The organism is Knoellia altitudinis, from assembly GCF_042666355.1.
GTDB classification, from domain to species: Bacteria; Actinomycetota; Actinomycetes; order Actinomycetales; family Dermatophilaceae; genus Knoellia; species Knoellia altitudinis.
In genome coordinates this window covers 151,473-177,215 of sequence record NZ_JBHTDK010000001.1, presented here as the reverse complement: position 1 = coordinate 177,215, position 25,743 = coordinate 151,473, and the positions used below count along the sequence as shown (strand labels likewise).

At 70.8% G+C, this 25,743-nt stretch carries 18 protein-coding genes; 12 read left to right on the top strand and 6 right to left on the bottom strand.

The window, feature by feature from the left end; translation table 11 throughout:
• The first annotated feature begins 67 nt into the window (after positions 1-67).
• The 6 genes from dapA to ACFQW8_RS00800 all read left to right on the top strand — a co-directional run bounded on the left by dapA (position 68) and on the right by ACFQW8_RS00800 (position 9,137).
• Positions 68-955 carry a 4-hydroxy-tetrahydrodipicolinate synthase gene (gene dapA / locus ACFQW8_RS00825; RefSeq protein ID WP_380085077.1) on the top strand — a complete coding sequence of 296 codons (888 nt, stop codon included), beginning with the start codon at positions 68-70 and terminating at the stop codon, positions 953-955.
• A complete protein-coding gene (locus ACFQW8_RS00820; protein WP_380085076.1) occupies positions 952-2,637 on the top strand; it encodes a ribonuclease J in 1,686 nt (561 codons plus the stop codon). Before dapA ends, ACFQW8_RS00820 begins: the two co-directional genes overlap by 4 nt.
• An 82-nt stretch (positions 2,638-2,719) precedes the next feature.
• Positions 2,720-3,517 (top strand): hypothetical protein, encoded by a 798-nt coding sequence (locus tag ACFQW8_RS00815; RefSeq protein WP_380085075.1) that lies wholly within the window; start codon positions 2,720-2,722, stop codon positions 3,515-3,517.
• A complete protein-coding gene (locus ACFQW8_RS00810) occupies positions 3,517-5,382 on the top strand; it encodes a fumarate reductase/succinate dehydrogenase flavoprotein subunit (RefSeq protein WP_449274528.1) in 1,866 nt (621 codons plus the stop codon). The genes ACFQW8_RS00815 and ACFQW8_RS00810 overlap by 1 nt, the downstream gene beginning before the upstream one ends.
• Positions 5,379-6,155 (top strand): succinate dehydrogenase/fumarate reductase iron-sulfur subunit, encoded by a 777-nt coding sequence (locus ACFQW8_RS00805; RefSeq protein WP_380085074.1) that lies wholly within the window; start codon positions 5,379-5,381, stop codon positions 6,153-6,155. The genes ACFQW8_RS00810 and ACFQW8_RS00805 overlap by 4 nt, the downstream gene beginning before the upstream one ends.
• Positions 6,156-6,371: 216 nt before the next feature.
• Positions 6,372-9,137 carry an FtsK/SpoIIIE family DNA translocase gene (locus ACFQW8_RS00800; RefSeq protein WP_380085073.1) on the top strand — a complete coding sequence of 922 codons (2,766 nt, stop codon included), beginning with the start codon at positions 6,372-6,374 and terminating at the stop codon, positions 9,135-9,137.
• On the opposite strand, the gene ACFQW8_RS00795 is transcribed toward ACFQW8_RS00800, so the two are convergent.
• On the bottom strand, positions 9,121-10,236 hold the full coding sequence (locus tag ACFQW8_RS00795) for a MauE/DoxX family redox-associated membrane protein (protein WP_380085072.1): 1,116 nt from the start codon (positions 10,234-10,236) through the stop codon (positions 9,121-9,123). The two genes, ACFQW8_RS00800 and ACFQW8_RS00795, sit on opposite strands and share 17 nt — an antisense overlap.
• A 52-nt stretch (positions 10,237-10,288) precedes the next feature.
• On the opposite strand from ACFQW8_RS00795, the gene ACFQW8_RS00790 reads away from it, so the two are divergent.
• Positions 10,289-10,996 carry an ion channel gene (locus ACFQW8_RS00790; RefSeq protein ID WP_380085071.1) on the top strand — a complete coding sequence of 236 codons (708 nt, stop codon included), beginning with the start codon at positions 10,289-10,291 and terminating at the stop codon, positions 10,994-10,996.
• 5 nt (positions 10,997-11,001) lie between these two features.
• Here the strand turns inward: ACFQW8_RS00790 and ACFQW8_RS00785 are convergent, their stop codons facing one another.
• The gene (locus tag ACFQW8_RS00785) at positions 11,002-12,183 is read right to left on the bottom strand and encodes a dipeptidase (protein WP_380085070.1); all 1,182 of its coding nucleotides are present in this window, start codon (positions 12,181-12,183) and stop codon (positions 11,002-11,004) included.
• 69 nt (positions 12,184-12,252) lie between these two features.
• On the opposite strand from ACFQW8_RS00785, the gene rimO reads away from it, so the two are divergent.
• The 4 genes from rimO to ACFQW8_RS00765 all read left to right on the top strand — a co-directional run bounded on the left by rimO (position 12,253) and on the right by ACFQW8_RS00765 (position 17,762).
• Complete coding sequence (gene rimO, locus ACFQW8_RS00780; RefSeq protein WP_380085069.1) at positions 12,253-13,653, top strand: 30S ribosomal protein S12 methylthiotransferase RimO; 1,401 nt, start codon at positions 12,253-12,255, stop codon at positions 13,651-13,653.
• Between the two features lie 10 nt (positions 13,654-13,663).
• The gene (pgsA, locus tag ACFQW8_RS00775) at positions 13,664-14,800 is read left to right on the top strand and encodes a CDP-diacylglycerol--glycerol-3-phosphate 3-phosphatidyltransferase (RefSeq protein ID WP_380085068.1); all 1,137 of its coding nucleotides are present in this window, start codon (positions 13,664-13,666) and stop codon (positions 14,798-14,800) included.
• Positions 14,801-14,967: 167 nt separating this feature from the next.
• Positions 14,968-15,270 carry a helix-turn-helix domain-containing protein gene (locus ACFQW8_RS00770; protein ID WP_380085067.1) on the top strand — a complete coding sequence of 101 codons (303 nt, stop codon included), beginning with the start codon at positions 14,968-14,970 and terminating at the stop codon, positions 15,268-15,270.
• A 155-nt stretch (positions 15,271-15,425) separates the two neighbouring features.
• Complete coding sequence (locus ACFQW8_RS00765) at positions 15,426-17,762, top strand: hypothetical protein (RefSeq protein WP_380085066.1); 2,337 nt, start codon at positions 15,426-15,428, stop codon at positions 17,760-17,762.
• A gap of 40 nt (positions 17,763-17,802) precedes the next feature.
• Here ACFQW8_RS00765 and ACFQW8_RS00760 read toward each other — a convergent pair whose 3' ends face one another.
• From ACFQW8_RS00760 to ACFQW8_RS00745, 4 genes are all read right to left on the bottom strand, one after another.
• On the bottom strand, positions 17,803-18,669 hold the full coding sequence (locus ACFQW8_RS00760; RefSeq protein ID WP_380085064.1) for a DNA-formamidopyrimidine glycosylase family protein: 867 nt from the start codon (positions 18,667-18,669) through the stop codon (positions 17,803-17,805).
• 23 nt (positions 18,670-18,692) lie between these two features.
• Positions 18,693-23,459, bottom strand: a complete 4,767-nt coding sequence (locus tag ACFQW8_RS00755; protein WP_380085063.1) for an ATP-dependent helicase — start codon at positions 23,457-23,459, stop codon at positions 18,693-18,695.
• 97 nt (positions 23,460-23,556) lie between these two features.
• Positions 23,557-24,783 carry an MFS transporter gene (locus ACFQW8_RS00750; RefSeq protein ID WP_380085062.1) on the bottom strand — a complete coding sequence of 409 codons (1,227 nt, stop codon included), beginning with the start codon at positions 24,781-24,783 and terminating at the stop codon, positions 23,557-23,559.
• Positions 24,784-24,821: 38 nt separating this feature from the next.
• The gene (locus ACFQW8_RS00745) at positions 24,822-25,409 is read right to left on the bottom strand and encodes a helix-turn-helix domain-containing protein (RefSeq protein WP_380085061.1); all 588 of its coding nucleotides are present in this window, start codon (positions 25,407-25,409) and stop codon (positions 24,822-24,824) included.
• 109 nt (positions 25,410-25,518) lie between these two features.
• Between ACFQW8_RS00745 and ACFQW8_RS00740 the strand changes: the two genes are divergently transcribed.
• Positions 25,519-25,743 (top strand): DUF3046 domain-containing protein, encoded by a 225-nt coding sequence (locus ACFQW8_RS00740; protein WP_380085060.1) that lies wholly within the window; start codon positions 25,519-25,521, stop codon positions 25,741-25,743.

The following is a 25,743-nucleotide window of genomic DNA, read 5'->3' as shown; positions in this document are numbered from 1 at the left end:
GTGAGCACCGACCGTGCCGCGACTGTGGCGGGCAGGTGCTCGCTCGACAACGACTACCCTGAGGGTCATGACGACGAACCCCTTCGGCCGGGTCATCACGGCCATGGTCACCCCGATGCACCCGGACGGATCCGTCGACGAGGCAGGCGTGCGAGCCGTCGTCGAGCACCTCGTCGCGAACGGTCACGACGGCATCGTCGTCAACGGCACGACGGGGGAGGCCTCGACCCTCACCGACGACGAGAGCATCGACGTCGTCCGCCTCGCGGTCGAGGTGGCGGGGGGCCGTGCGGCCATCACAGCGGGTGTCGGTTCCAACGACACGGCCCACTGCATCCACATGGCGGGTCGCGTCGCCGAGGTCGGGGCGGACGCGCTGCTGCTCGTCTCGCCGTACTACAACAAGCCGACCCAGGCCGGGCTGGTCGCGCACTGCCGCGCCGTGGCCGACTCGACCGAGCTGCCGATCATGCTCTACGACATCCCCGGCCGCACCGGGGTCGAGTTCACCACGCAGACGCTCGTCGAGCTGGCCGAGCACCCGCGCATCGCCGCGGTCAAGGACGCCAAGGCCGACCTCTGGGCCTCGAGCCACGTCATGGCCGCGACCGACCTGCTCTGGTTCAGCGGGGACGACGTGCTCACCCTGGCCCTTCTCGCCCAGGGCGCGGTCGGCTGCGTCTCGGTCGTCGGGCACGTGGCCGGCCAGGAGTATGCCGCGATGGTCGCGGCCGCCGACTCCGGCGACCTCACCACCGCGCGCTCGATCCATCAGAGGCTCATTCCGGCCGTCGACGCCATCATGACGACCTCGCAGGGCGCCATCATGGCCAAGGCCGCGCTCGTCGAGCTGGGCGTCATCGAGTCGGCCTTCGTCCGGCTGCCGCTGGTCGAGTCCCCGCCGGAGCACCTCGAGATCCTTCGGAAGGGTCTGGCGGAAGCAGGCCTGCGGTGAGTCATCCGCACCCCGAGCTCTCCCTGCCCGGCCCTCTCGCGGACGGTGGCGTGCGCGTCGTCGCCCTCGGTGGTCTCGGTGAGGTCGGCCGCAACATGGCCGTCGTCGAGCACAAGGGCCAGCTGCTCATCATCGACTGCGGCGTCCTCTTCCCCGACGACCACCACCCGGGCATCGACCTCATCCTCCCGGACTTCAGCTACATCGCCGACCGGCTCGACGACGTCCAGGCCATCGTCCTCACGCACGGTCACGAGGACCACATCGGCGCGGTGCCCTATCTCCTGCGCCTGAAGTCCGACATCCCGCTGGTGGGCTCCAACCTCACGCTGGCTCTCATCGAGGCCAAGCTCAAGGAACACCGGATCAAGCCCTACACGCTCGCCGTCAAGGAGGGTGGACGCGAGAGCTTCGGGGTCTTCGACTGCGAGTTCGTGGCCGTGAACCACTCGATCCCCGACGCGCTGGCCGTCTTCGTGCGCACCTCCGGCGGCACGATCCTGCACACCGGCGACTTCAAGATGGACCAGTTGCCCCTCGACGGGCGACTCACCGACCTGCGTGCCTTCGCTCGGCTCGGTGAGGAGGGCGTCGACCTCTTCATGACCGACTCGACGAACGCCGAGGTCCCGGGCTTCACCACGCCCGAGAAGGACATCGCCCCGGCGATCGACCGCGTCTTCCGGGACGCGCGCCGCCGAGTCATCGTCGCCTGCTTCTCCTCGCACGTGCACCGCGTCCAGCAGGTCCTCGACGCCGCCGAGAAGTCCGGCCGCAAGGTCGCCATGGTCGGCCGCTCGATGGTGCGCAACATGGGCATCGCCGCCGACCTCGGCTACCTCCACGTCCCCGACGGCATCCTCGTCGACTTCAAGAAGCTCGGGGTCCTGCCGGACGACAAGGTCACGCTCATCTGCACCGGCTCGCAGGGTGAGCCCATGGCGGCGTTGTCGCGGATGGCCAACCGTGACCACCAGATCGAGGTGGGGGAGGGCGACACCGTGCTCATGGCCTCCTCGCTCATCCCCGGCAACGAGAACGCCGTCTACCGCGTCATCAACGGGCTCATGCGGCTCGGCGCCGACGTCGTCCACAAGGGCAACGCCAAGGTCCACGTCTCGGGCCACGCGAGCGCCGGCGAGCTCCTCTACTGCTACAACATCGTCAAACCGCGCAACGTCATGCCGGTGCACGGCGAGTGGCGCCACCTGCGCGCCAACGCCGACCTCGCGCTCGCGACCGGTGTGCACCCCAGGGGTGTCGTCGTGGTCGAGGACGGCGTCGTGGTGGACCTCGTCGACAGCAAGGTGCGAGTGGCTGGTGCGGTTCCGTGTGGCTACGTCTACGTCGACGGGTCGTCGGTCGGAGAGGCCGACGAGGGTCTGCTCAAGGACCGCCGGATCCTGCGCGACGAGGGGTTCATCTCCGTCATCGTCGTCATGGACTCGACGACCGGCAAGATTGTCGCCGGCCCCGAGATCACCGCCCGCGGCTTCGTCGAGGGGGACGTGGTCTTCGACGACGTCATGCCGAGCCTGGTCAAGGCGCTCGACGACGCGACGGCCGGAGGCATGAACGACAGCTACCAGCTCGAGCAGGTCATGCGCCGCTCGGTCGGTGGCTGGGTCGGTCGCAAGATCCGCCGTCGCCCCATGATCATTCCCGTCGTCATCGAGGCCTGAGGCACAGTCGGTCGCCCGCGCGCCCCCTTCCCTTGTGGGGGCTTTTCCACCATGGTGTAGCCAACACAGGGAGGTGTTGGCGGTGGCGACTCAGGACCGGACCGGCGTCCGAGGACCGACGCGGGCGGGGATCGAGGCGCGCACCCTGCGTGAGGACCGCTGGTGGCTCTCGCCACTGGTGACCTTCGTGGTGTTCGGCGCCTTCGTGGTCTACGCGACGATCCGCGCGTTCATGGGGCGCGACTACTACGCCTCGCCCTACCTCTCGCCGTTCTACTCGCCCTGCCTCGGTGACTGCGTCGAGGGCGCCTCCGACTTCGGGCAGCCCTTCAGGGCGTTCCCGTTGTCCGCGGCGCTGATCATCCTGATCTTCCCCCTGGGCTTCCGGATGACCTGCTACTACTACCGCAAGGCCTACTACCGGGCGTTCTGGCTCTCGCCGCCTGCCTGCGCGGTCGCCGAGCCGCACTCGGCCTACTCCGGTGAGACGCGCTTCCCGCTCATCCTGCAGAACGTCCACCGCTGGTTCTGGTATGCCGCGGTGCTCGTCGCGATGGTCCTCACCTTCGACGTGGTGCTGGCCTTCCGCAACGCCGAGCACGAGTGGGGCCACGTGGGCCTCGGCACGGTGCTCATGCTCGTCAACGTCGTCTTCATCTGGCTCTACACCCTCTCGTGCCACTCGTGCCGGCACGCGGTCGGCGGTCGGTTGCGGCACTTCTCCAAGCATCCCGTGCGCTACCGGCTGTGGACCTGGGTCTCGAAGCAGAACGTCCACCACGGTCGCTACGCGTGGGTGTCCCTGTTCTCCGTCGCCCTGGTCGACCTCTACATCTGGTTGCTGGCGGCTGGCGTCATCGACGACGTGAGGTTCTTCTGATGACCCAGGCCTCGGCGCCCGGCGAGGGCCGGCACCCGATGACAGGCAACGCCATGTCCGGTGACGCCCCGGGAGGCATGGAGCGCCACAGCTACGACGTGGTGGTCGTGGGGGCCGGCGGTGCCGGGCTGCGCGCGGCGATCGCCGCCCACGACTCGGGCGCCAGGGTCGCGGTCGTCTGCAAGTCCCTCCTCGGCAAGGCCCACACGGTGATGGCCGAGGGTGGGATCGCGGCGTCGATGGGCAACTCCTACCCCGAGGACAACTGGGAGGTGCACTTCCGCGACACGATGCGTGGCGGCAAGATGCTCAACAACTGGCGGATGGCGCAGCTGCACGCCCAGGAGGCGCCCGAGCGGGTCATGGAGCTCGAGGACTGGGGAGCGCTGTTCGACCGCACCGAGGACGGGCTGATCAGCCAGCGCGACTTCGGCGGCCACAAGTACGCCCGGCTCGCCCACGTCGGCGACCGCACCGGACTCGAGATGATCCGCACCCTGCAGCAGCGAGCCGTGGCACTGGGCATCGACGTCTTCATGGAGTGCACGGTCACGGACCTGTTCAAGGCCGACGACAGGATCGCCGGCGCCTTCGCCTACTGGCGCGAGTCCGGTCGCTTCATCGTCTTCGACGCCCCCAGTGTCATCCTCGCCACCGGCGGCATCGGCAAGTCCTTCAAGGTGACCTCCAACTCCTGGGAGTACACCGGCGACGGCCACGCCCTGGCCATGCGGGCCGGCGCCAGCCTCATCAACATGGAGTTCGTGCAGTTCCACCCGACGGGCATGGTGTGGCCACCCTCGGTCAAGGGCCTCCTCGTGACCGAGTCGGTGCGCGGCGACGGCGGCATCCTCACGAACTCCGAGGGCAAGCGCTTCATGTTCGACTACATCCCGGACTTCTTCAAGACCGAGACCGCGGACACGGTCGAGGAGGCCGACCGCTGGTACGACGACAAGAAGAACAACCGGCGCCCACCCGAGCTGCTGCCCCGCGACGAGGTCGCGCGCGCCATCAACTCCGAGATCAAGGCGGGTCGAGGGACCCCGCACGGCGGCATCTACCTCGACATCGCCTCGCGGCGCTCACCCGAGTTCATCCGCAAGCGGCTGCCATCGATGTACCACCAGTTCAAGGAGCTGGCCGACGTCGACATCACCGCCGAGCCGATGGAGATCGGCCCGACCTGCCACTACGTCATGGGCGGGGTCGAGGTCGACGCCGACACCCAGGAGAGCGCGGTCACGGGGTTGTATGCCGTGGGCGAGTGCTCGGGCGGCATGCACGGCTCCAACCGGCTCGGGGGCAACTCCCTGGGTGACCTGCTCGTCTTCGGCAAGCGCGCGGGGGAGGCCGCGACGGCATACGCCAGGTCTCTCGGCGACAGTCGACCGCAGGTCGACGAGAAGGACGTGAAGTCGGCCCAGACGAGCGCCCTGGCTCCGTTCGAGGTCGAGGGTGGGGAGAACCCCTACACGATCCAGTCCGACCTCCAGCAGTCGATGAACGACCTCGTGGGGATCATCCGCACGGCGCCCGAGCTGGAGGAGTCGCTCAGTGCGATCGAGGCGTTCAAGGCACGGGCCAGCACGATGGTCGTCGAGGGGCACCGGCAGTACAACCCGGGCTGGCACCTGGCTCTCGACCTGCGCAACATGCTCATCGTCAGCGAGTGCATCGCCAAGGCGGCGCTCGCCCGCGAGGAGTCGCGCGGCGGCCACACCCGGGACGACTTCCCCGGGCCTGACGAGGAGTGGGGGACCAAGAACCTCGTGGTCACCCTCAACCCCGAGGGGACGGGCGTCAGCCTCCACGAGAAGCCGCTGCCCGAGATGCCCGACGAGCTGAAGGGGTACTTCGCATGAGCTACATGTTGAAGCTGCGGATCTGGCGAGGGGACGCCTCCGGCGGGGAGATCAAGGACTATCCCGTCGAGGTCTCCGACGGCGAGGTCGTGCTCGATGCGATCCACCGCGTGCAGGCCTCGCAGGCAGGGGACCTCGCGGTGCGCTGGAACTGCAAGGCCGGCAAGTGCGGCTCGTGCAGCGCCGAGGTCAACGGCAGGCCGCGCCTCATGTGCATGTGCCGGCTCTCCGACTTCGAGGAGGACGAGGTCATCACGGTCACGCCGATGCGGGCCTTCCCGGTGATCCGCGACCTGGTCACCGACGTCTCCTACAACTACGAGAAGGCCAAGGAGCTGCCGGCCTTCGCGCCACCGGAGCGTGACCCGGACGGCAAGCGCCGGATGCAGCAGATCGACGTGGAGCGGGGCCAGGAGTGCCGCAAGTGCATCGAGTGCTTCCTCTGCCAGAACACCTGCCACGTCGTGCGTGACCACGAGGACAACAAGCCGGCGTTCGCCGGTCCGCGCTTCTTCCTGCGCTATGCCGAGCTCGACATGCATCCGCTGGACACCCACGACCGACGGGCTCTCGCGCAGGACGCAGCCGGCCTCGGCATGTGCAACATCACCAAGTGCTGCACCGAGGTGTGCCCGGAGGGCATCAAGATCACCGACAACGCGATCATCCCCCTCAAGGAGCGGGTCGTGGACCGCAAGTTCGACCCGCTGGTGTGGCTGGGCAGCAAGATCGGCGTCCGCAACAAGGACAACGACGGCCGCACCGAAGTCTGAGACCCCCGACTCCCGACTCCCGACTTCCCACCTCGCACCCAGACCCCTCGCCGCATCATCGGGTCACCCGATAATGGGGCGCTCCACCCGATCTGGCAACTCGGGTGGAGCGGGACATCATCGGGTCACCCGATAATGCGGCCGGTGGGAAAGGCGAGCGGGCCTGTGGCGCGTGTGACGCGTGTGTCTGTGGTGACTTTCGCCTAGGGTGCGAACATGGCCTCCCGTTCGACTTCTCCTGCGCGCTCCCGCCCGGCCTCCGGTCGACCGGCGAACCGCCGCGCACCCGCCCGTCCCGCGAGCCGCAAGAAGGCCCCGGCCAAGGGCGGCACCCCCATGCCGGTGGCGGCCGTGCGCGGAGCCTGGATGGGCCTGGCCCACGCCACCGGAGGCACCGTCCGCAAGGTCTCCCACGCCGGACACGACCTCGAACCCGAGCACCGCCGCGACGGAGCCGGCCTCACCCTCATCGCCCTGGCCGTCGTCGTCGCCGCACGTGAGTGGTGGGGCCTCGCCGGCATGGTGGGCGACGCCACGCACGCCGTCGTCGCGGGCACCTTCGGCCGCGTCGCCTATGTCGTCCCGATCGTCCTGCTCCTCTTCGGCCTCCACCTGTGGCGCACCCCGCGCGAGCACCCCGCGACGAACCGCATGGCCATCGGCACCGCGCTCCTCGCCTTCGCCTCGACCGGCATCGTCCACGTCGCCGCCGGCATCCCGGAGCCGCCGGCCGGCGCCGACGGGATGCGCGCTGCCGGCGGCATCATCGGCTTCCTCGCGTCGAGCCCCCTCGAGACCGCGGTCTCCATCTACGGGACCATCCCGCTGCTCATCCTCCTCGGCATCTTCGGCCTCCTCGTGCTCACCGCGACGCCGGTGCATGAGATCCCGGACCGCTTCGACCAGCTGAAGGCCGCGCTCCTCGGCCACCCGGCACACACCGACGAGGACGATGCCGAGACTGACGCGTCGCCGGCCAAGAAGCCGCGCCGGAGCCGCGCCGTGCCCGACGAGCCGCTCGTCGGCGACGAGGCCTTCGAGCAGGCCGCGATCGTCGCCTACGAGGACCGCGTCGGCGGCAAGGGCCGCAAGAACCGTCCCGCCGACGCCGCACCCGTGACCGAGGAGGGCGGGCCGCGCCCCGGCGAGAAGCGACCCACGGCACCGGGCGTCCTCGCTCCTGGCGCGACCGCCAAGGCACCGCTGGAACCGACCCGGCTCGAGGCGCCGCCGACGACTCCGCTGCCGCAGCGCGTCGAGCAGCTCTCCCTCGCCGGCGACGTCACCTACACGCTCCCCGACAACTCCGTCCTCAAGCAGGGCGCGCCCCACAAGGAGCGCTCCGAGGCCAACGACCGCGTCGTCGAGGCCCTAACCACAGTGCTCGACGAGTTCGGCATCGACGCCCAGGTCACCGGCTTCACCCGCGGACCGACGGTGACCCGATATGTCGTCGAGCTGGGCCCGGGCATCAAGGTCGAGCGCGTCACCGCGCTGTCCAAGAACATCGCGTATGCCGTCGCGTCGGCTGACGTGCGCATCCTCAGTCCGATCCCGGGCAAGTCCGCGATCGGGATCGAGATCCCGAACCCGGACAAGGAGATGGTCTGCCTCGGCGACGTCCTGCGCAGCCGGGTCGCGCGCGACAACCACCACCCGATGGTCATGGGGGTCGGCAAGGACGTCGAGGGCGGCTACGTCATCGCCAACCTCGCCAAGATGCCCCACCTGCTCGTCGCCGGCGCCACCGGCTCGGGCAAGTCGAGCTTCGTGAACTCGATGATCACCTCGATCCTCATGCGCGCGACGCCCGACGAGGTCCGCATGGTGCTCGTCGACCCCAAAAGGGTCGAGCTCACGGCATACGAGGGCATCCCGCACCTCATCACGCCGATCATCACCAACCCCAAGAAGGCGGCCGAGGCCCTCCAGTGGGTCGTGCGTGAGATGGACGCCCGCTACGACGACCTCGCGGCCTACGGCTACAAGCACGTCGACGACTTCAACAAGGCGGTGAAGTCCGGCAAGGTCCAGCCGCTGCCGGGCTCGAAGCGGGTCATCCAGCCCTACCCCTACCTCCTCGTCGTCGTCGACGAGCTCGCCGACCTCATGATGGTCGCGCCACGGGACGTCGAGGAGTGCATCGTGCGCATCACGCAGCTCGCGCGCGCCGCCGGCATCCACCTCGTCCTCGCCACCCAGCGCCCCTCCGTGGACGTCGTCACCGGCCTCATCAAGGCCAACGTGCCCAGCCGCATGGCGTTCGCGACCTCGTCGCTCGCCGACAGCCGCGTCGTCCTCGACCAGCCCGGCGCCGAGAAGCTCCTCGGCCAGGGTGACGCGCTCTTCCTGCCCATGGGGGCCAGCAAGCCGATGCGCGTCCAGGGTGCCTGGGTCACCGAGACCGAGATCCAGGACGCCGTCGCGCACGTGACCGGCCAGCTGAAGCCGACCTATCGCGAGGACGTCGCCGTCGTCGCGCCCAAGAAGAACCTCGACGACGACATCGGCGACGACCTCGACCTGCTGCTGCAGGCCACCGAGCTCGTCGTGACGACGCAGTTCGGCTCGACGTCGATGCTCCAGCGCAAGCTGCGGGTGGGCTTCGCCAAGGCCGGTCGCCTCATGGACCTGCTCGAGTCCCGTGGCGTCGTGGGCCCGTCCGAGGGGTCGAAGGCGCGCGACGTGCTCGTGCGCCCCGACGACCTCGAGACCACGCTCGCGGTCCTGCGCGGCGACGAGATCCCCGACGACGACCCCGCCTTCGACAACGAGGCGACCGACGAGGTGCCCCAGGCTGGCGTTCCCTCGATCGACGCGCCGCCCATGTCGCCGGCGACCGCACCGACCCAGCAGGTCCCGACCGACCGCTACGGCCCCGATGCGGTCGCGGCCGGCCTCGAGAGCCGGCCCCAGGTGCAGGCCTGGGACGAGGACGAGGACGACAGCGAGGACGCGTGGGAGCTCACCGGTCGCCGGTGAGCTGTCCCTGCGACTGACCGACGTCGACGGCGGCTGGACCCGTGTCCGACGCCCCCGGCGCATCGCCGGCAGCAGGCGCCTCGCTCAGCGTCTGGGCGAGCTCGGCGACGAAGTCGCGGACGTCGTCGAATCCCGACACCGGCCCGCCCGCGAGGAATCCGTCGACGCCGAGGAGCACCGCGCTCGGTGATCCCGTGAGTCCGAGGGCTCGCCACGTCAGGCCTCGGTGGTCGACCAGGGTCAGCCGTGGGGTGCTCGGGAGGAGGGTCTCGACGAGAGGGACGGAGAAGACCATGCGCACGTCGACGAGCTGCAGCCCCTCCTGCCAGGCCTCGAGCTCAGTGATGATGCCCCGGGTCGAGACGCAGTAGCAGTTGACGAACACGAGCAGCTGGGCCCGCCGCGCCGAGAGCTCGAGCAGCGTGACGGGACCCGACGCGGGGTCGTGGAGCAGGAGCTCGGGCGTGGGGCTCCGGACGTAGTCGTCCTCGTCCACGGGGGACGGCTCGAAGGACTGACCGGGCGTGAGGGCATCGGCTCCCTCGAACGGCCCCGCCTGCTCGATCGGCGTTGACTGCTCGAACCTGCCGAGGACGAGCGCCGTCACCAGGCAGGCCAGGCCCGCAAGGGCGAGCCAGAGGCCGTCCTCGGCGGTGAAGTCCGCGACGAGCGACCACAGGGTGCGACCCGACCCCGCGAGGGCGAGGGCAGCGGCCGCGGCTGACACGAGGAGCGTGTTGCGCAGGAGGGTCCGTCCGGAGATGCGGTGGTCACCGGCCTGGCCGAAGCAGCCGCAGCTGGGCCGCGGGGTGATCGTCAGACCGCGCGCGATGAGGGCCCAGTAGGTGAGCATGAGGAGCAGGGTGGCGGCCGCGGCCACACCGAAGACCGGTCCCCACGGGGTGAGCAGGCCGGCGGCGAGTGCCAGCTCGATCCCCGGGACCGCCCGGGCCAGCGGTGCGGGGAGGACCCAGTCCGGAAGGTGCAGGTTGCCGATGATCCGCTGGAGCGAGGCGCCCTTGCCAAGCTTGGCCACGGCGCTGAACCCGAGGACGCCGACAAGGACGAGCGGCGCGATCACCCAGGCGGCATGGTGCATGTCGTCATCGTAGGTCGGAGCCCGTGCCCACGGAGGCGCTTAGAGTGACGCCATGGAGACCACTTCCTGGGACGACCTGCGAGAACCGCTGACCCGGACGCAGCGCTGGGCGGCAGTGCTCCGCAAGCAGCCGTCGGCGTTCCTCCTGGCGGTCCAGCTGCTCGTCATCGTGCTGCTGCCGTGGCTCCAGGACCTCGACTACGGTCGCGTGGCCCTCTCGGTCCTCAGTCTGTCCGCGCTCACCGTTGCCGTCTTCACCGTGCGGAGCACCCCGGCGCTCACGTGGCTCTCCGTCCTCATCGGTCTCCCGGCCGGGGTCCTCGAGGTCTGGACCGTCGTCTCACCTGACAACGCCGTCGTCGTCCCCCTTGCGCACACGGCGCTCTCGCTCTTCTACTTCTACACGGCCTACGGCCTGGTCGCCTACATGTTCGAGGACGCCTGGGTGACCAAGGACGAGCTGTTCGCCGTGGGGGCTGCCTTCACCGTGCTGCTCTTCGCGTTCGCCTATCTGTTCCTTGCGGTCCAGGAGCTGTGGCCCGGGTCGTTCATCGGGCACACGGAGGGGTCCGAGCGGACGTTCCTCGAGCTGCTCTACCTCTCCGGCGCCAACCTCACGAGTGTCGGGCTCTCGGACGTCCTGCCGGTCGGGTCCCAGGCCCGTGCCGTCGCGATCATCGAGCAGCTCGCGGGCGTCATGTATGTCGCCATGGTGATCTCGCGCCTCGTCGCGCTCACCGTCATGCGCAACCGGGGCTGAGCGGCTCAGACGCCGTCGAGGTCCTCGATCCGAGCAGTGCTGGGAGCGCGTCCGCTCAGGTCGCGTGCGGTCGCCTCGACACCCTCGAGCACGCGCAGGGCGTTCCTCCACGTCAACCGGCCGAGGTCGTCGTCGGACCAGCCGCCCTCGGCCAGGGCTTCGAGCAGCAGGGGGTAGCAGGACACGTCCTCGAGACCCGTCGGCAGCACACCCACACCGTCGTAGTCGCCGCCCAGACCGATGTGCTCGACCCCGGCGACCTCGCGGACGTGCTCGACGTGCGCGACGACGTCGTCGAGAGTCGCCTCCGGCTGCGGATGCGTCACGCGATGGCGCTCGAGGAACGGCGTGTATGCCGTGTGGTCGGCCCAGTGGACGCCCTCGACCGCCGCTGCGTCCGCCGCTTCCAGGTCCCACTCGCGCACGGCGGGGGAGACGAACTTCGGGACGAAGGTGACCATGCAGAGCCCACCGTTGGCGGGGAGCTGGGCGAGGACGTCGTCGGGGACGTTGCGCGGGTGGTCGCAGACGGCGCGAGCCGAGGAGTGCGAGAACATCACCGGCGCGGTCGTGGTGGCGAGGGCGTCGCGCATCGTGTCGGCCGAGACGTGGGAGAGGTCGACGGCCATGCCGACGCGGTTCATCTCACGCACCACCTCGCGCCCGAAGGGGGAGAGGCCCCCGAGCACCGGCTCGTCCGTGGCGGAGTCGGCCCAGGGGACGTTGTCGTTGTGGGTGAGGGTGAGGTAGCGCACTCCCAGCGCGTGGAACATGCGAAGTGCTCCCAGTGAGGAGTCGATGCTGTGACCGCCCTCGGCGCCGATGAGCGAGGCGATGCGGCCGTTCGCACGCGCTGCTCGCACGTCAGCCGCACTGACAGCGAGAGCAAGCTCACCGGCATACCGGGTCGTCATCGTCCGGACGAAGTCGATCTGCTCGAGCGTCGCGGTGACCGCGCGCTCGCCGGCCCACTTGGCGTCGACGTAGACCGACCAGAACTGCGCACCCATGCCGCCGCGACGCATGCGGACGAGGTCGGTGTGAGTCGTGGCGAGCTCGGTGCCCAGGTCCAGGCGGTCGAGGTCGTAGGCCACCTGTTCGCGAGCCGCCCACGGGAGGTCGTTGTGGCCGTCCCAGACGGGTTGGCTCGCGAGCAGGTCGGTGATGCGCTGGCCGGTCGACGTCATCGCCCCAACCTAGGACACGTCGACCCGGCACCGTCGGGAGCGCAGCGCGCGCGCAACTAGAGTGGGCCCATGCCTTCACCCGACACGACCACGCGCTCGGTGGCCGTCGTCACCCTGGGCTGCACGCGCAACGACGTCGACTCCGAAGAGCTCGCGGGGCGCCTCCAGGCCGGTGGTTGGACCCTCGTCGACGACGCAGCCGACGCCGACGTGGCCGTTGTCAACACGTGTGGCTTCGTCGAGCAGGCCAAGAAGGACTCGATCGACAGCCTGATCGAAGCGTCCTCCCTCAAGGAGACCGGCCGGACCCAGAAGGTCGTCGCCGTGGGCTGCCTCGCCGAGCGCTACGGCCAGACGCTGGCCGACGAGCTGCCCGAGGCCGACGCCGTGCTCGGCTTCGACTCGTATGCCGACATGTCGACGCACCTGCGCACCATCCTCGACGGCGGCAAGGTGGCGAGCCATGTGCCCAGCGACCGTCGCAAGCTGCTGCCGCTCTCACCGGTGACGCGCCAGGAGGCGTCGGCCGACGTCGCCCTCCCGGGTCACGCGGCGCCTCGCGCCCGTCTCGAGACCGGCCCGTGGGCACCGCTCAAGATCGCCAGCGGCTGCGACCGGCGCTGTGCCTTCTGCGCGATCCCGATGTTCCGCGGCTCCTTCGTGTCACGCCGACCCACCGACGTCATCGAGGAGGCCCGCTGGCTCGCCACCCAGGGGGTGCGCGAGCTCTTCCTCGTGAGCGAGAACTCCACCTCCTACGGCAAGGACCTCGGCGACCTGGCCCTCATGGACGCGCTCCTGCCCGAGCTCGCCGACCTCGACGGCATCGAGCGGGTGCGGGTGTCCTACCTGCAGCCGGCCGAGGTCCGGCCCGGCCTGCTGGACGCGATGGTGGCGATCCCCGAGGTCATGCCCTGGTTCGACCTGTCCTTCCAGCACGCCTCCGCGCCGCTGCTGCGTCGCATGCGCCGGTTCGGCGGCACCGAGGCGTTCCTCGGGCTCATCGAGGACGTCCGTCGGCGCTCGCCGCTCGCCGGGATCCGCAGCAACGTCATCGTCGGCTTCCCGGGTGAGACCGAGGCCGAGGTCGACGAGCTCGCCGAGTTCCTCACCGCAGCACGTCTGGACGTCGTCGGTGTCTTCGGCTACTCCGACGAGGACGGCACCGAGGGTGAGCTGCTGACCGGCAAGATCGCGCCCCAGGACATCGCCGACCGCGTCGACCGCCTCACCGACCTCATCGAGCAGCTCACCGCCCAGCGGGCGGAGGACCGCGTCGGCGAGAGCGTGCGGGTCCTCGTCGAGGGCGTGGACGACGAGAGCGGCGACGTGTTCGGGCGCGCCGAGCACCAGGGTCCGGACGTCGACGGGACCACCCGGGTCGTGGGCGTCGACGCCGCCATCGGCGAGACCGTCGTCGCCACCGTGGTCGCCACCGAGGGCATCGACCTCGTCGCGGCCCCGGCGTGAGGTCTGCGTCGTGACGCTTGCTCCGGGTGGAGCGCCGACCGCGGTGAGCACCTGGAACCTGCCCAATGGCCTGACCATGCTCAGGATCCTGCTCGTCCCCGTCTACGGCGTGCTCCTGCTGAGCTCGGACGGGACCGACCCGGCGATGCGCTGGTGGGCCGCGGTGGTCTTCGCCTTCGCGACGCTGACGGACCGCATCGACGGCGATCTGGCGCGCAGCCGCGGGCTCGTGACGAACTTCGGCGTGATCGCCGACCCCATCGCCGACAAGATGCTCATGAGCATGGCCTTCGTCGGCCTCTCGCTCCTCGGCGAGGTCTGGTGGTGGGTGACGATCGTCGTCCTCGTCCGGGAGTGGGCCATCACCGTCCTGCGGTTCTTCGTCATCCGTCACGGCGTCATGCCCGCGGGTCGTGGCGGCAAGATCAAGACAGTGCTGCAGAGTCTTGGACTGTTCTTCTTCAGCCTGCCCCTCGCCACGTTCCCCGAGCCCGACGTGTGGCGGTGGGGCGCCTCCACGCTGCTCGCGATCGCGGTGGTCGTCACGGTGGGCACCGGGCTGGACATCTCGATGAAGGCTCTGCGACTGCGGCAGACCAGCGAGCGCGCCGCCATGAAGCGGGCCAGCCGTGCTGCCCAGGGGCGGGTGGGAACGCGCGCCGCCGGCCCGGGCGCCCTCGTCCAGGCCCTGGTCGACCGGGGCCTGACGGTCGCCACCGCCGAGTCACTCACCGGGGGGCTCGTCGCGGCGACGCTCACCGAGGTCCCGGGGTCGTCCGCGACCGTGCGTGGCGCGATCGTCGCCTACGGGACTGACGTCAAGAGCGAGCAGCTCGGGGTCGACACCGCACTGCTGAGCGCCGGCGGTCCGGTCCAGGCCGAGGTCGCTCGGCAGATGGCTGCGGGCATCTGTCGGGTGTTGGACGCCGACGTGGGGATCTCGACCACCGGCGTGGCCGGACCCGGGCCGCAGGACGGCGTTCCCGTGGGCACCGTCTTCGTCGCCGTGGCGCACCGGGGGACGGTGACCGTGCAGGAGCTGCAGCTCTCGGGCAGCCGCGAGACCATCCGGGCGGCCTCGGTCGTCGCGGCCCTCGACCTGTGCGCGTCGCGCGTCACGGAGGAGTCCGTGGCGGACGGCCCCTGAGCCGTTCCCCGACGGGGCGTGGGCGACACGCCGGGCCCCCCTCGCACCGCCACGCCGAACCACCAGGAGGAATAGGACTTCGTACGGAACACTTCGACGTGATGGGACCCATGCGATGTAGCGTGGTCACAGACGAGTTGCCCGGACGCCGAAGGGAGGCACCCACCATGATCCTGCTCCGACACGAGCTCGGTGAGGTGCTGCGCGAGCGGCGGCAGGAGCAGGGCCGCACCCTGCGCGACGTGGCTGCGGCCGGGGCCGTCTCCCTCGGTTATCTCAGCGAGGTCGAGCGTGGCGTCAAGGAGGCCTCCTCGGAGCTCCTCGGGGCGATCTGCGAGGCGCTCGACATCCCGATGTCGGTCGTCCTCGACGAGACCGCCCAGCGCGTGGCCCGCGTCGAGTCGATCACTGCGCCGGTGTCGCTGCCCGTGGGCGACCGGGCCTCCGTGGTCTCCGCCTCCGCGGCCTGACCGAGCCGCTGGGGTCGTCGCGGGGATCTCGGTTCCTCTCCCTCGTCTGTCTGCGCGTGCCAGAGTGTGGGGCACGCCCTCAGCGCCCACCGAACGACACGGGACGACCCATGCGACGAGTGATGCAACGATCCAGCCGGCTGGCATGGGCAGCGGTGGCTGCCCTTGTGGTGGCCCTGGGCGCCGGCACCGGCGTCGAGGCATCAGCACAGACCTCGACCGTCGGCACCGACGTGCGTACGGCGGCACCGACCGCGCTCGCCGTGGCACCGCTGTTCGGGTTCCAGCCGATCACCCCGACTCGCCTCTACGACAGCCGATCTCCGAGCAACAAGCTGGCGACGGGCTCTGTCCGGACGGTGACCGCCGGCGGTCGTGCCGGGATCCCGACGTCGGGTGTGGGCTCGGTCGCGCTCAACGTCACGGCGACCCAGCCCACCGCGTCCGGGTGGCTCAAGGTGTGGCCGGCAGACCAGGTCGCCCCCGCGACCTCGACGGTGAACTTTGCACGAGCGGCGACAGTCGCGAACACGGTGGTCGTAGGCGTGGACTCCCTGGAGCGGTTCAGCGTCGGGAACTACGGCGGCGGCTCGACGCACGTCGTCGTCGATGTCACGGGGTGGTTCCCGACGGGATCGGGAGTCACCCCCGTGTCGCCGAAGCGACTGCTGGACACCCGTGGCACCAGCCAGATCGGGCCCGGGCAGACGAGGTCCCTCACCGTGACCGGCATGGGAGCAGGCGTGCCCGCGGACGCGATCGCGGTGGCCCTCACCATGACCGCCACTCGATCGACAGCACCCTCGAGCTGGTTGACCGTCTACCCGTCGGGGTCGGCCCGTCCCGGGACGTCGTCGGTCAACATGAGCCGCGGACAAACCGTCGCCAACAGCCTGATAGCCACCGTCGGCTCTGCCGGCGCGATCCAGGTCTACAACGCGAGTGGCTCGACCGACGTCATCGTCGACATCACGGGCTACTTGTCACCGACGAGCGGCTACATCCCACTGACCCCTGTGCGGATCATGGACACCCGTGCCCCGTATGGCGACTACTACCGGACCGGGGCCACATACGGCGACGGATGGGTCGGCGAGATGCCTGCGGAGTTCAATGTCACGCAGGCCAGGAAGGGGTCGACAGCCAAGGTGCCCTTCGGCCCCGCGGCCGCCGTCACCAACGTCACGGTGACAGGTTCCTACGCCGGCGGCTACCTCACCGTGTGGCCGGCGGAGCAGCCGGCACCGGCCTCGTCGACGGTCAACTACGGTGCCGGCCAGACCGTCGCCAACGGGGCCATCGTCGGGTCACCCCTCGGTGGGATCCAGGCCAGGACGGCTGCAGACGGTGTGACCCACGTGATCGTCGACGTGTCGGGCTACTTCCCGGTCGACGGCGTCGGGCTGACCCTGACCGTCCCACGGTTCAAGGCTTACGCCAACGGTGAGGACCGCATCGCTGTGTTGTTCTGCGCCCCTGCCGGGTCGCCGGCGATGAACCGGGCGAGCCTGCTGGCCACGCTCAACGGCACCGTGCGGCCGTACTTCGAGTGGCTGAGCCGCAACCGCTACGTCCAGACGTTCACCGACGTCGGCGCTCCGGTGCTCACGTCGCCGTCCTCCGAGTCCTGCCTCGACGCGTCCTCGACGCGTCCTCAGGCCGCTGGCCGGGAAGCCGCTCTCAACGTCTTCTACCAGGCCAATGCCTTCGGTGCGTCCGGTCTCGCCGGACCCGGCTACGCCCGCAGCGGCACTGCGACCTACCCCTCCAACCTCCGCGACGGGGTGGTCACGTCGACGACGCTCGCGAAACAGGGTGAACCAGAGCCGTTCTTCGATGTCGTCGACCACGAGCTCGGCCACATGCTCTCGTGGCGCCATTCCTACTGGGACGACGGCACCTTCGACGAGTACAACAACGCCGTGGACCTCATGAGCAGAGGTCACCTCGGAGCCGCGGGCCAAGGTGCTCCGGATGCGACGCTCGCCGTGAACCGCCTGATGGCCGGCTGGATCGACCCGCCCGAGGTTCGGGTCCACAAGGTCAGTGGCACCACTGAGAGCGTCGCTCCCGTCGGGGTGAGTGGTACGCAGCTGATCGCGGTGCCGAGTGGCCGAGCAGGCAAGTTCGTGGCCATCGACGCGCGGGTGAGAACCGGCTATGACCAGTACCTCGACAAGGAGGGCGTCACCGTCCACCTGGTCGAGATGTGGCAACCGTTCATCGGTGACTACCCCGACATCCGCCTGTCCCAGGCTGTGGGACCGGGCAGCTCGCTCAACCACGTCATCGCCCCCGGACAGTCCCTCACGCTCGGACCTCTGAAGATCACCGTCGGTGCCAAGGCGGCGTCGGGAACGTTCCCGGTCACCGTGGTCGGGACGACGTACGACTTCCCGTCGCTGCAGGGGAGTGCTGCTGCGGGAGCCGCCCGCCCGAGCGACGCTCCTGGCGTGACCACAGGCATCCGACCGCCGGCCGTGTGGGAGTAGCGAGAAGGTGCTGACCGCGGGAACCGGGCGCCGACGAGCCTCAGGCCCGACGGTAGGGGGTCGAACGGCCGCCCGACGACCCGAGGGGCCGCTGGCGTCGGCCGTCGTCGTTGGGAGCGAGCCCGCCCTGGCAGGTCGGGCAGTAGAACATCGTCCGCTCCTGCCCCGCGGGGCCCGTCATGGCCACGCGCACGGTGTCTCCACAGCGTCGGCACGGGCGACCCGAGCGCGCGTGGACGAACATCTCCTCACCCTTGCGCCGGACACCGGTGGGCGCCTGGATCGCGTGGAGCCTGCCGGTGTCGAGCAGGCGCTGGGCGCGCTCGATGATCGCGACGACCCGCTCCCGGGGCAGCTCGGCCACCGGGCTCCACGGGTGCTGGCGCTCGATGAACAGGGTCTCCGCGGCATACATCGTGCCGATGCCTGCGAGGTTGCGCTGGTCGAGCAGGGCCGACCCGATGGGACCACCAGCAGCGACGACCCGCTCGGCGGCGCTCTGGAGGTCCCAGTCGGGACCGAGCGTGTCGGGTCCGAGGTGGCCGACGACGTCGCCCTCGCGGTGGGTCGGTAGCAGCTCGAGCAGGCCGAGCCGGAGGCCGAGTCCCGTCCAGGCGCTGGTGCCGATGGCCGCCCTCAGATCAGCGCGGCGCAGCCATCGGGCCGTATCGGCCGGCGACTCGACGCGCCACTGGCCCTCCATCTTGAGGTGAGAGTGGAGGGTCACCCCGGAGTCGAACCGGTGGAGCAGGTGCTTGCCACGGCTCACGACCTCGATCGTCGTCGTCCCGCGCAGGTCGGCAGTCGCGATCTCGGGGAAGCGCAGGTCACTCAGGGTGACCACCTCGCCGGCCAGCGCCCGGTGCAGGCGGGTCGCGGTGCGCCAGACCGTGTCGCCCTCAGGCATCGAGGTCCCTCGTGGTCATGGCGTCAACGCCTCAGCCGGAGGCCACGCGGCGTCGCGTGGAAGCCGGCCTGCGCCAAGGCATCGACGAGGGGATGGCCCGAGCCGAGCAGGGCGCCACCATCGGCCTTCTCGACAGTGAGCCGACCCAGGGCTCCCTCGCGCACGGCCAGGGCGAGGGCGTCGGCGGCGGCCTGGAGGATCGTGGGGTCGTCGGTCCAGGAGAGCAGGGTCTTGCCACCCCGCTCCACGTAGAGGACGAGGTCGCCGTCGACGAGAATGACGAGGGCGCCGGCCTTGCGGGCGGGCTGGTGGCCTCGTCGACCGGTGGTCCCCGCACCCTCAGCCTCATCGGCACCCTCGGCGACGGGCCGGTCGGGCCACGGCAGAGCCGCGCCGTAGGCGTTGGCCGGATCGGTGGCCGCGAGCACGAGAGCGGGCTGCGCGACAGGATCGGGGGTGGCGCCGAGCTGCCGGGCGTGGGCCCGCAACCGGTCGATGGCTCCGGTCGTCGCGAACTGGGCGGCCCCCAGGGACTCGACGAAGTATCCGCGCCGGACCCGGCCGGACTCCTCGGCGGCGGCGAGGACGCGGTAGACGGCGGCGAAACCACCGGTGACGTCCTCGGCGACGACGCTGCCCCGGGTGAGGACGCCGTAGCGGTCCTGGAGGACCTCGGCCGTGGCCAGCAGGCGCACGGTGGCATCCTGCTCGACCTCGGGCAGGAGCGCCCAGCGCCCTGCGACCACCGCAGGTGCGGTCCGTGCGACGGACAGGGGTCGGGAGGCACCCCGACGGCCACCGAGGGTTCCCAGGGAACCGGTGCGACCGGCATACCGGGTGGTGCGTGGGCCGGCGGCGGAGCGCTTGTGCGAGGTTCGGCCACCGGCGAGCAGGGCTCGCACGGGCGCGAAGGTGTCGCCGGAGACGTGACCGGACCACACGAGGGACCAGAGGTCCTCGACCACCTCGTTGTCCGTGCCCTCGACCGTGTCGGCCAGGGCGCGGAAGAAGTAGGCGCCACCCCCCGAGAGCACGTCCAGCAGGGACTGGGCCCGGTCACCGAGCTCGGTGCCGTCCGGAGCGGCCATGGTCACGTCGGCGTTCTCGGCGAGGTGGAGGGAGACCCAGCCGTCGTCACCGGGGAGCGACCCGTGACCGCGCCAGAGCACCTCGCCCACGCTCATGAGCTCGTCGAGGAGCGCGGGGGAGTAGCCGGAGACCCGAGCGGGCAGCACGAGCGACTCGAGGGCGCTGGCGGGGAGGACGGCCCCGGAGAGCTGCTCGACGGCGCGGATGAGGCCCTCACGACCACGCAGGCCACCGCCCACCGACTGCCACTGCGGCAGGAACCGGGCGAGCTCGACGGCCGCCACGGGCTCGACCTCGGCACGCAGGGCCGCCAGGGACCGGCGGCGCAACGTGCGCAGGACCTCGGCGTCGCAGTGGTCGAGACCGTGCTGCCCGCCACCGCTCTCGGTCGGGAGGAGCTCACCCTCGACGACGCGGCCGGTCGCGACGAGGCGGCGGAGCGCATCGAGGGCGACGGCCGGGCCCACGCCCCACCACTGCGCCACGGCCTGGGTCGGGAAGGGCCCGTGGGTGCGGGCATAGCGGGCCACGAGATCACCGAGCGGGTCGGGCACGGGCTCGAGGAACGTCTGGGGGACGCCCACCGGGAGCGAGACACCGAGCGCGTCGCGCAACCGCGAGGCGTCCTCGATCGCGGCCCAGCGCTCCTCCCCGGCGATCCGGACCCTGATGACTCGGCGACTGCCCTCGAGGTCGACGAGCCAGCCGCCGATGTCGCGGGTCGGCACGGTGTCGCGGGTGCGCCGCTCGATCTCGGCGAGCGACAACGGACCCAGGGTCCGCAGGAGGTCAGCCACGTCCTCGCCGTCGCGGCACCGGCGGTCCTCGGCGAGGCGCTGCAGCTCGGACTCGGTCCGGGCGATGGCCTCAGGGTCGAGGAGGTCACGCAGAGACAGACCCTCGCCGCGACCGAGCAGCTCGGCGAGGAGAGTGGGGTCGAGCGAGAGCGCGGCAGCGCGCTTCTCGGCGAGCGGGGAGTCGCCCTCGTAGAGGAACTGTGCGACGTAGCCGAACATCAGCGACCGGGCGAAGGGGGAAGGCTGCGTGGACTCGACGTCGACGAGCGTCACCTCACGAGAGGCGATCGAGGACATGAGTGCGGTCAGACCCGGCACGTCGAAGACGTCCTGCACGCACTCGCGCACCGTCTCGAGGACGATCGGGAACGAGGCGTACTGGCTGGCGACCTCGAGCAGCTGGGCCGCGCGCTGGCGCTGCTGCCACAGCGGCTGACGGCGGTCGGGGCGGCGCCTTGGCAGGAGCAGGGCCCGCGACGCGCACTCGCGGAACCGCGCGGCGAACAGGGCCGATCCGCCGATCTCACCGGTGACGAGGTCGTGGACGTCGTCGGGGTCCAGCCGGACGAGCTCGAGCAGCTCGGCCGCCGCCCCGCGCCCGGACGAACCCTCACCGTCGAACTCGAGGTCGGGGAGCCGGAAGACGATGCCGTCGTCACCGTGCATGGCCTGCACGTCGACCCCGAACCGCTGGCGCATCCGCGCCGAGACGCAGAGGGCCCACGGGGCGTGCACCTGGCCGCCGAAGGGGCTGTGCACGGCGACTCGCCAGTCGCCGATCTCGTCGCGGAAACGCTCGACGACGATGGTCCGGTCGTCCGGGACGTGGCCGGTCGCGGCCCGTTGCTCGTCAAGGTAGCCGACCAGGTTGTCGGTGGCCCAGGCGTCGAGCCCGGCGGCCGAGACCCGGGCGCGAGCAGCCGCGGGGGTGGACCCGGCGACCTCGCGGACGAAGGCGCCGACCGCCTTGCCCAGCTCGGCCGGCCGACCCAGCTGGTCGCCCTTCCAGAACGGCAGCTTCCCCGGCTGGCCCGGCGCCGGGGTGACGAGCACCCGGTCGTGGGTGATGTCCTCGATCCGCCAGGTGGACGTGCCGAGGGTGAAGACGTCGCCGACGCGCGACTCGTAGACCATCTCCTCGTCGAGCTCTCCCACGCGGCGACCGGTGCCCTCACCGGTGGCCAGGAAGACGGCATACAGTCCGCGGTCGGGGATCGTGCCGCCCGAGGTGACGGCGAGGCGCTGGGCTCCGGGTCGTCCGGAGAGGACCCCACCCACGCGGTCCCAGACGATGCGGGGGCGAAGCTCGGCGAACTCGTCGCTGGGGTAGCGACCCGACAGCATGTCGAGGACCGACTCGAGGATCGACCGGGGCAGGCCCGCGAAGGGCGCAGCGCGGCGGACGACCTGCTCGAGGTCGTCGACCGTCCAGTCGTCGAGCGCGGTCATGGCGACGATCTGCTGGGCGAGGACGTCGACCGGGTTGGCGGGCACCCGGAGCGACTCGATGGCCCCGGCCCGCATCCGCTCGACGACGACGGCCGTCTGCACGAGATCGCCCCGGAACTTGGGGAACAGCACCCCGCGCGACACGGCTCCGACCTGGTGGCCGGCGCGACCGACGCGCTGCAGGCCGCTCGCCACGGACGGTGGGGACTCGACCTGGATGACGAGGTCGATCGCCCCCATGTCGATGCCGAGCTCGAGGCTGGAGGTCGCGACGACGGCGGGAAGGCGACCGGCCTTGAGGTCCTCCTCGATGAGCTGGCGGTGCTCCTTGCTGACCGAGCCGTGGTGGGCGCGCGCGAGGACGGGCGCAGCCCCTGCGGAGGCGCCGGACTGGGCCATCATCTGGGCGGGGGTGCGCGAGGGCAAGGAGGAGCCGGTATGCCGTCTGCCCGCCTCTGCGACCGGCTCACCGTCGCCGTCGTTGGCCGCTGACCCGGCCACCTCGGCGGCAGCGGCCTCGAGCCGCTCCTCCCAGATCTCGTTGAGGCGGGCGGTGAGGCGCTCGGCCAGCCGCCTCGAGTTCGCGAAGACGAGGGTGGACTGGTGCGACGCGACGAGGTCGACGATGCGCTCCTCGACGTGCGGCCAGATCGAGGCGCGTCGCTCGGCGCCGGCGGCGGGTCCGCTCAGGTCGCCCTCGATGACCTCACCGAGGGAGGACATGTCGGGGATGGGCACGACGACGTCGAGGTCCCACTCCTTGGTCGACGGCGGGCGCACGACGTCGACGGGCCGGCCACCGGCGAGGTAGCGGGCGACCTCGTCGACCGGCTCGACGGTGGCCGACAGCCCGATCCGCTGCGCCGGTCGGTCGAGGAGCGCGTCGAGGCGCTCGAGCGACAGGGTCAGGTGCGCGCCACGCTTGCTGCCGGCGACGGCGTGCACCTCGTCGAGGATCACGGTCTCGACGCCGCGCAGGGCCTCGCGCGCCTGCGACGTGAGCAGCAGGAAGAGGGACTCGGGCGTGGTGATGAGGATGTCGCTCGGTGCCCGGGCGAAGGTGCGGCGCTCGGCGGCCGGGGTGTCCCCGCTGCGCACCGACACGGTGATGTCGGGCTGTGCCACCCCGAGCCTGGTCGCGGCGTGACCGATGCCGACGAGGGGGCTGCGCAGGTTGCGCTCGACGTCGACGGCCAGGGCCTTCATCGGCGAGATGTAGAGGACGCGGCAGCGCCTGAGCTTCTCCTCCGGCGGGGGCTCGGTGCCGAGCCGGTCCAGCGCCCAGAGGAAGGCGGACAGCGTCTTGCCCGAGCCGGTCGGCGCGACGACGAGCGCGTGGTGCCCCGAGCTGATCGCCTCCCAGGCCCCGGCCTGGGCCTGGGTGGGCGCGCTGAAGGAGTCGCGGAACCACGCCGCGGTGGCCGGGGAGAATCGCTCGAGAACGTCAGCCGTCATGAGGGGACCAGCCTCTCACCCGGTGCCGACAGCCGCGTCGGTTGCGGGTCGCTGTTCGCGGGGGCGCCTTGGCAGGTGGAGCCGGGTGAAGCGCTCGTCAGGTGTCGACGTTCTGTCCCGCACCACGGATGGGGCGGGCCTGGTCCATGGCGCGCCACTCGGGTTGCAGGCCGGAGACCGTGGTGGACACGAAGTACACAGCGCCGGCGACTCCCAGTGCCGGGGCGACGCCCATGGCCGCGACCGCCACACCGCCGACGACACCACCCACCGGGAGACCGGCCCAGGCCAGGGCGTCGGCGAGCGAACCCACACGACCGACGATGTGGCGCGGCACGCGCTCGAAGAAGAGCGCGCTGATCGTCGGGTTGACGAAGCCGGCACCGAGACCGGCGACGACGTTGGAGACGATGATGAGCCACAGGGGGGCATCAAGGGCCAGCACGAGGTAGCGCGGAGCTCCCGAGAGGGTGAAGCCGACGAGGTAGGCCGTGCGCCGGCTGAACCGACCGGCCATCGTCGTCGCGACGAGGCTGGCGGCAACGGCCGCTCCGCCGTAGAGCACCCCGACCAGCCCGACGAGTCCGGCGTCGTAGCCGTTGGTCAGAGCCCAGGTGGGAAGCATGACCCCGAGATAGGCGGCTTCGAGCAGGTTGGTCACGGTGATCATCGCCAGGATGGACCGCAGCAGCCGGTCCTGGCGCAGGAACGAGGCTCCGGCCCTCAGGCGGGAGAGGTAGGACCCGCCCTCGCGCGAGTCGCCGAGCGTGACCCGGGGGATGAACAGGGCGACGACCAGGGCGCTGAACAGGGCCGCCCCTGCCGTCACGGCGACGGTCTGGGCGGCACCGAACGCCATGACGAGGAGTCCACCGAGTCCCGCGCCGAGCAGCCCGCTCGCGCGGTCGATCGTGCTGTCGAGGCCGGTGAGGCGTTCGAGGGGGACGCCCGAGGCGTCCGCGACGGCGGGGATCATCGCGTTGCGCGCCCCGTCGCCGGGGCCACGGAACGCCCCGGCCAGGGCGACGATACCCAGCAAAAGCGGTATGCGATCGGGCAGCGACAGGTGCCCGACGGCATACAGGATCGGGATGAGGCCGAGGAACACGCCACTGACGACGTCGCCCAGGACACTGACGACCCGTGGGCCGTAGCGGTCGATGAGGGGTCCACCCAGCGCCTTGGCGATGACGTAGGGCGCCATCTCCGCCGTGAGCACGAGTCCGGCGAGAGCGGGGGAGTTGGTCTCGGTGAGGACGAGCCACGGCAGAGCGATCGTCGCGACGCGGGTGCCCGCGATCGACACGCTCGAAGCCGCGAACATGCCGTAGAGACTGCGCCGGCTAGGGCGCCCGTGCAGGCTCACTCCGGTGACATCCCGGGAGCCAGGAAGACCTCCAGGTTGACCGACACCGGGCGTGCCGTCTCGGGTGCGTCCACCGTCCCCTGGTGCGGTCGGTAGCCACGGATCACGCTGATCACGTCGCGCATCAGCGAGTCCGTCTCCTCCGGCGTGAGCCGCAGGGTGTAGTTGCTGAAGGTCCCGGCGTCCTCCCACTCCGTGGGCAGGGTGGCGATCTCGGCGATGGCCCGCTGGGCGTTCTCGGCATAGCCGGCGGCCACCGCGGACAGGTATGCCGCAGACGTCACCTTGTCGGCGTCGTGCGTGTCGAAGTACGTGCGGGCGTGGGCAGCCCGCCACCACCGGTCCCGGGCGTTGCCGAGCTCGCTGGCCTCGACGACGAAGCCGGCCTCGGCGAGCTGTCGCACGTGGTAGCTCGTGGCTCCCGTGTTCACGCCGAGATGGGCGGCCAGGCGGGAGGCGGTGGCCGGTCCGTGGAGGCGGAGGGCGCTGAGGATGCGTGGTCGGAGCGGGTGCGTCAGCGCCTTGAGCGTCGTCGCATCGAGGACGACGTCCCGACGGGGGTCGGGCTCGAGAGGAACTGGCATGGCGTTGACCTTACAAAGGAATCTCTGTGATCGCTGGATGAGCACGGGGCCCGTGCGTCCGGGTCGCACGGGCCCGGTCGCCAGCATGCCGTGTGACAGACTCGCGGACATGCGAATCAGCCAGTTCTGGACGCTGATGAACGACGAGTTCGGCGAGACCTACGCGCCCACGCTGGCGCGCGACCACGTCCTCGGAGTCCTCGGCGGTCGCAGCGTCACCCAGGCCCTCGAGGAGGGCATGCACCCTCGACTCGTCTGGCTGGCGCTGTGTGACGACATGGACGTGCCGCCGGAGCGTCGACTGGGTCGGGTCGACGCACCGCGGCGCGGCTGA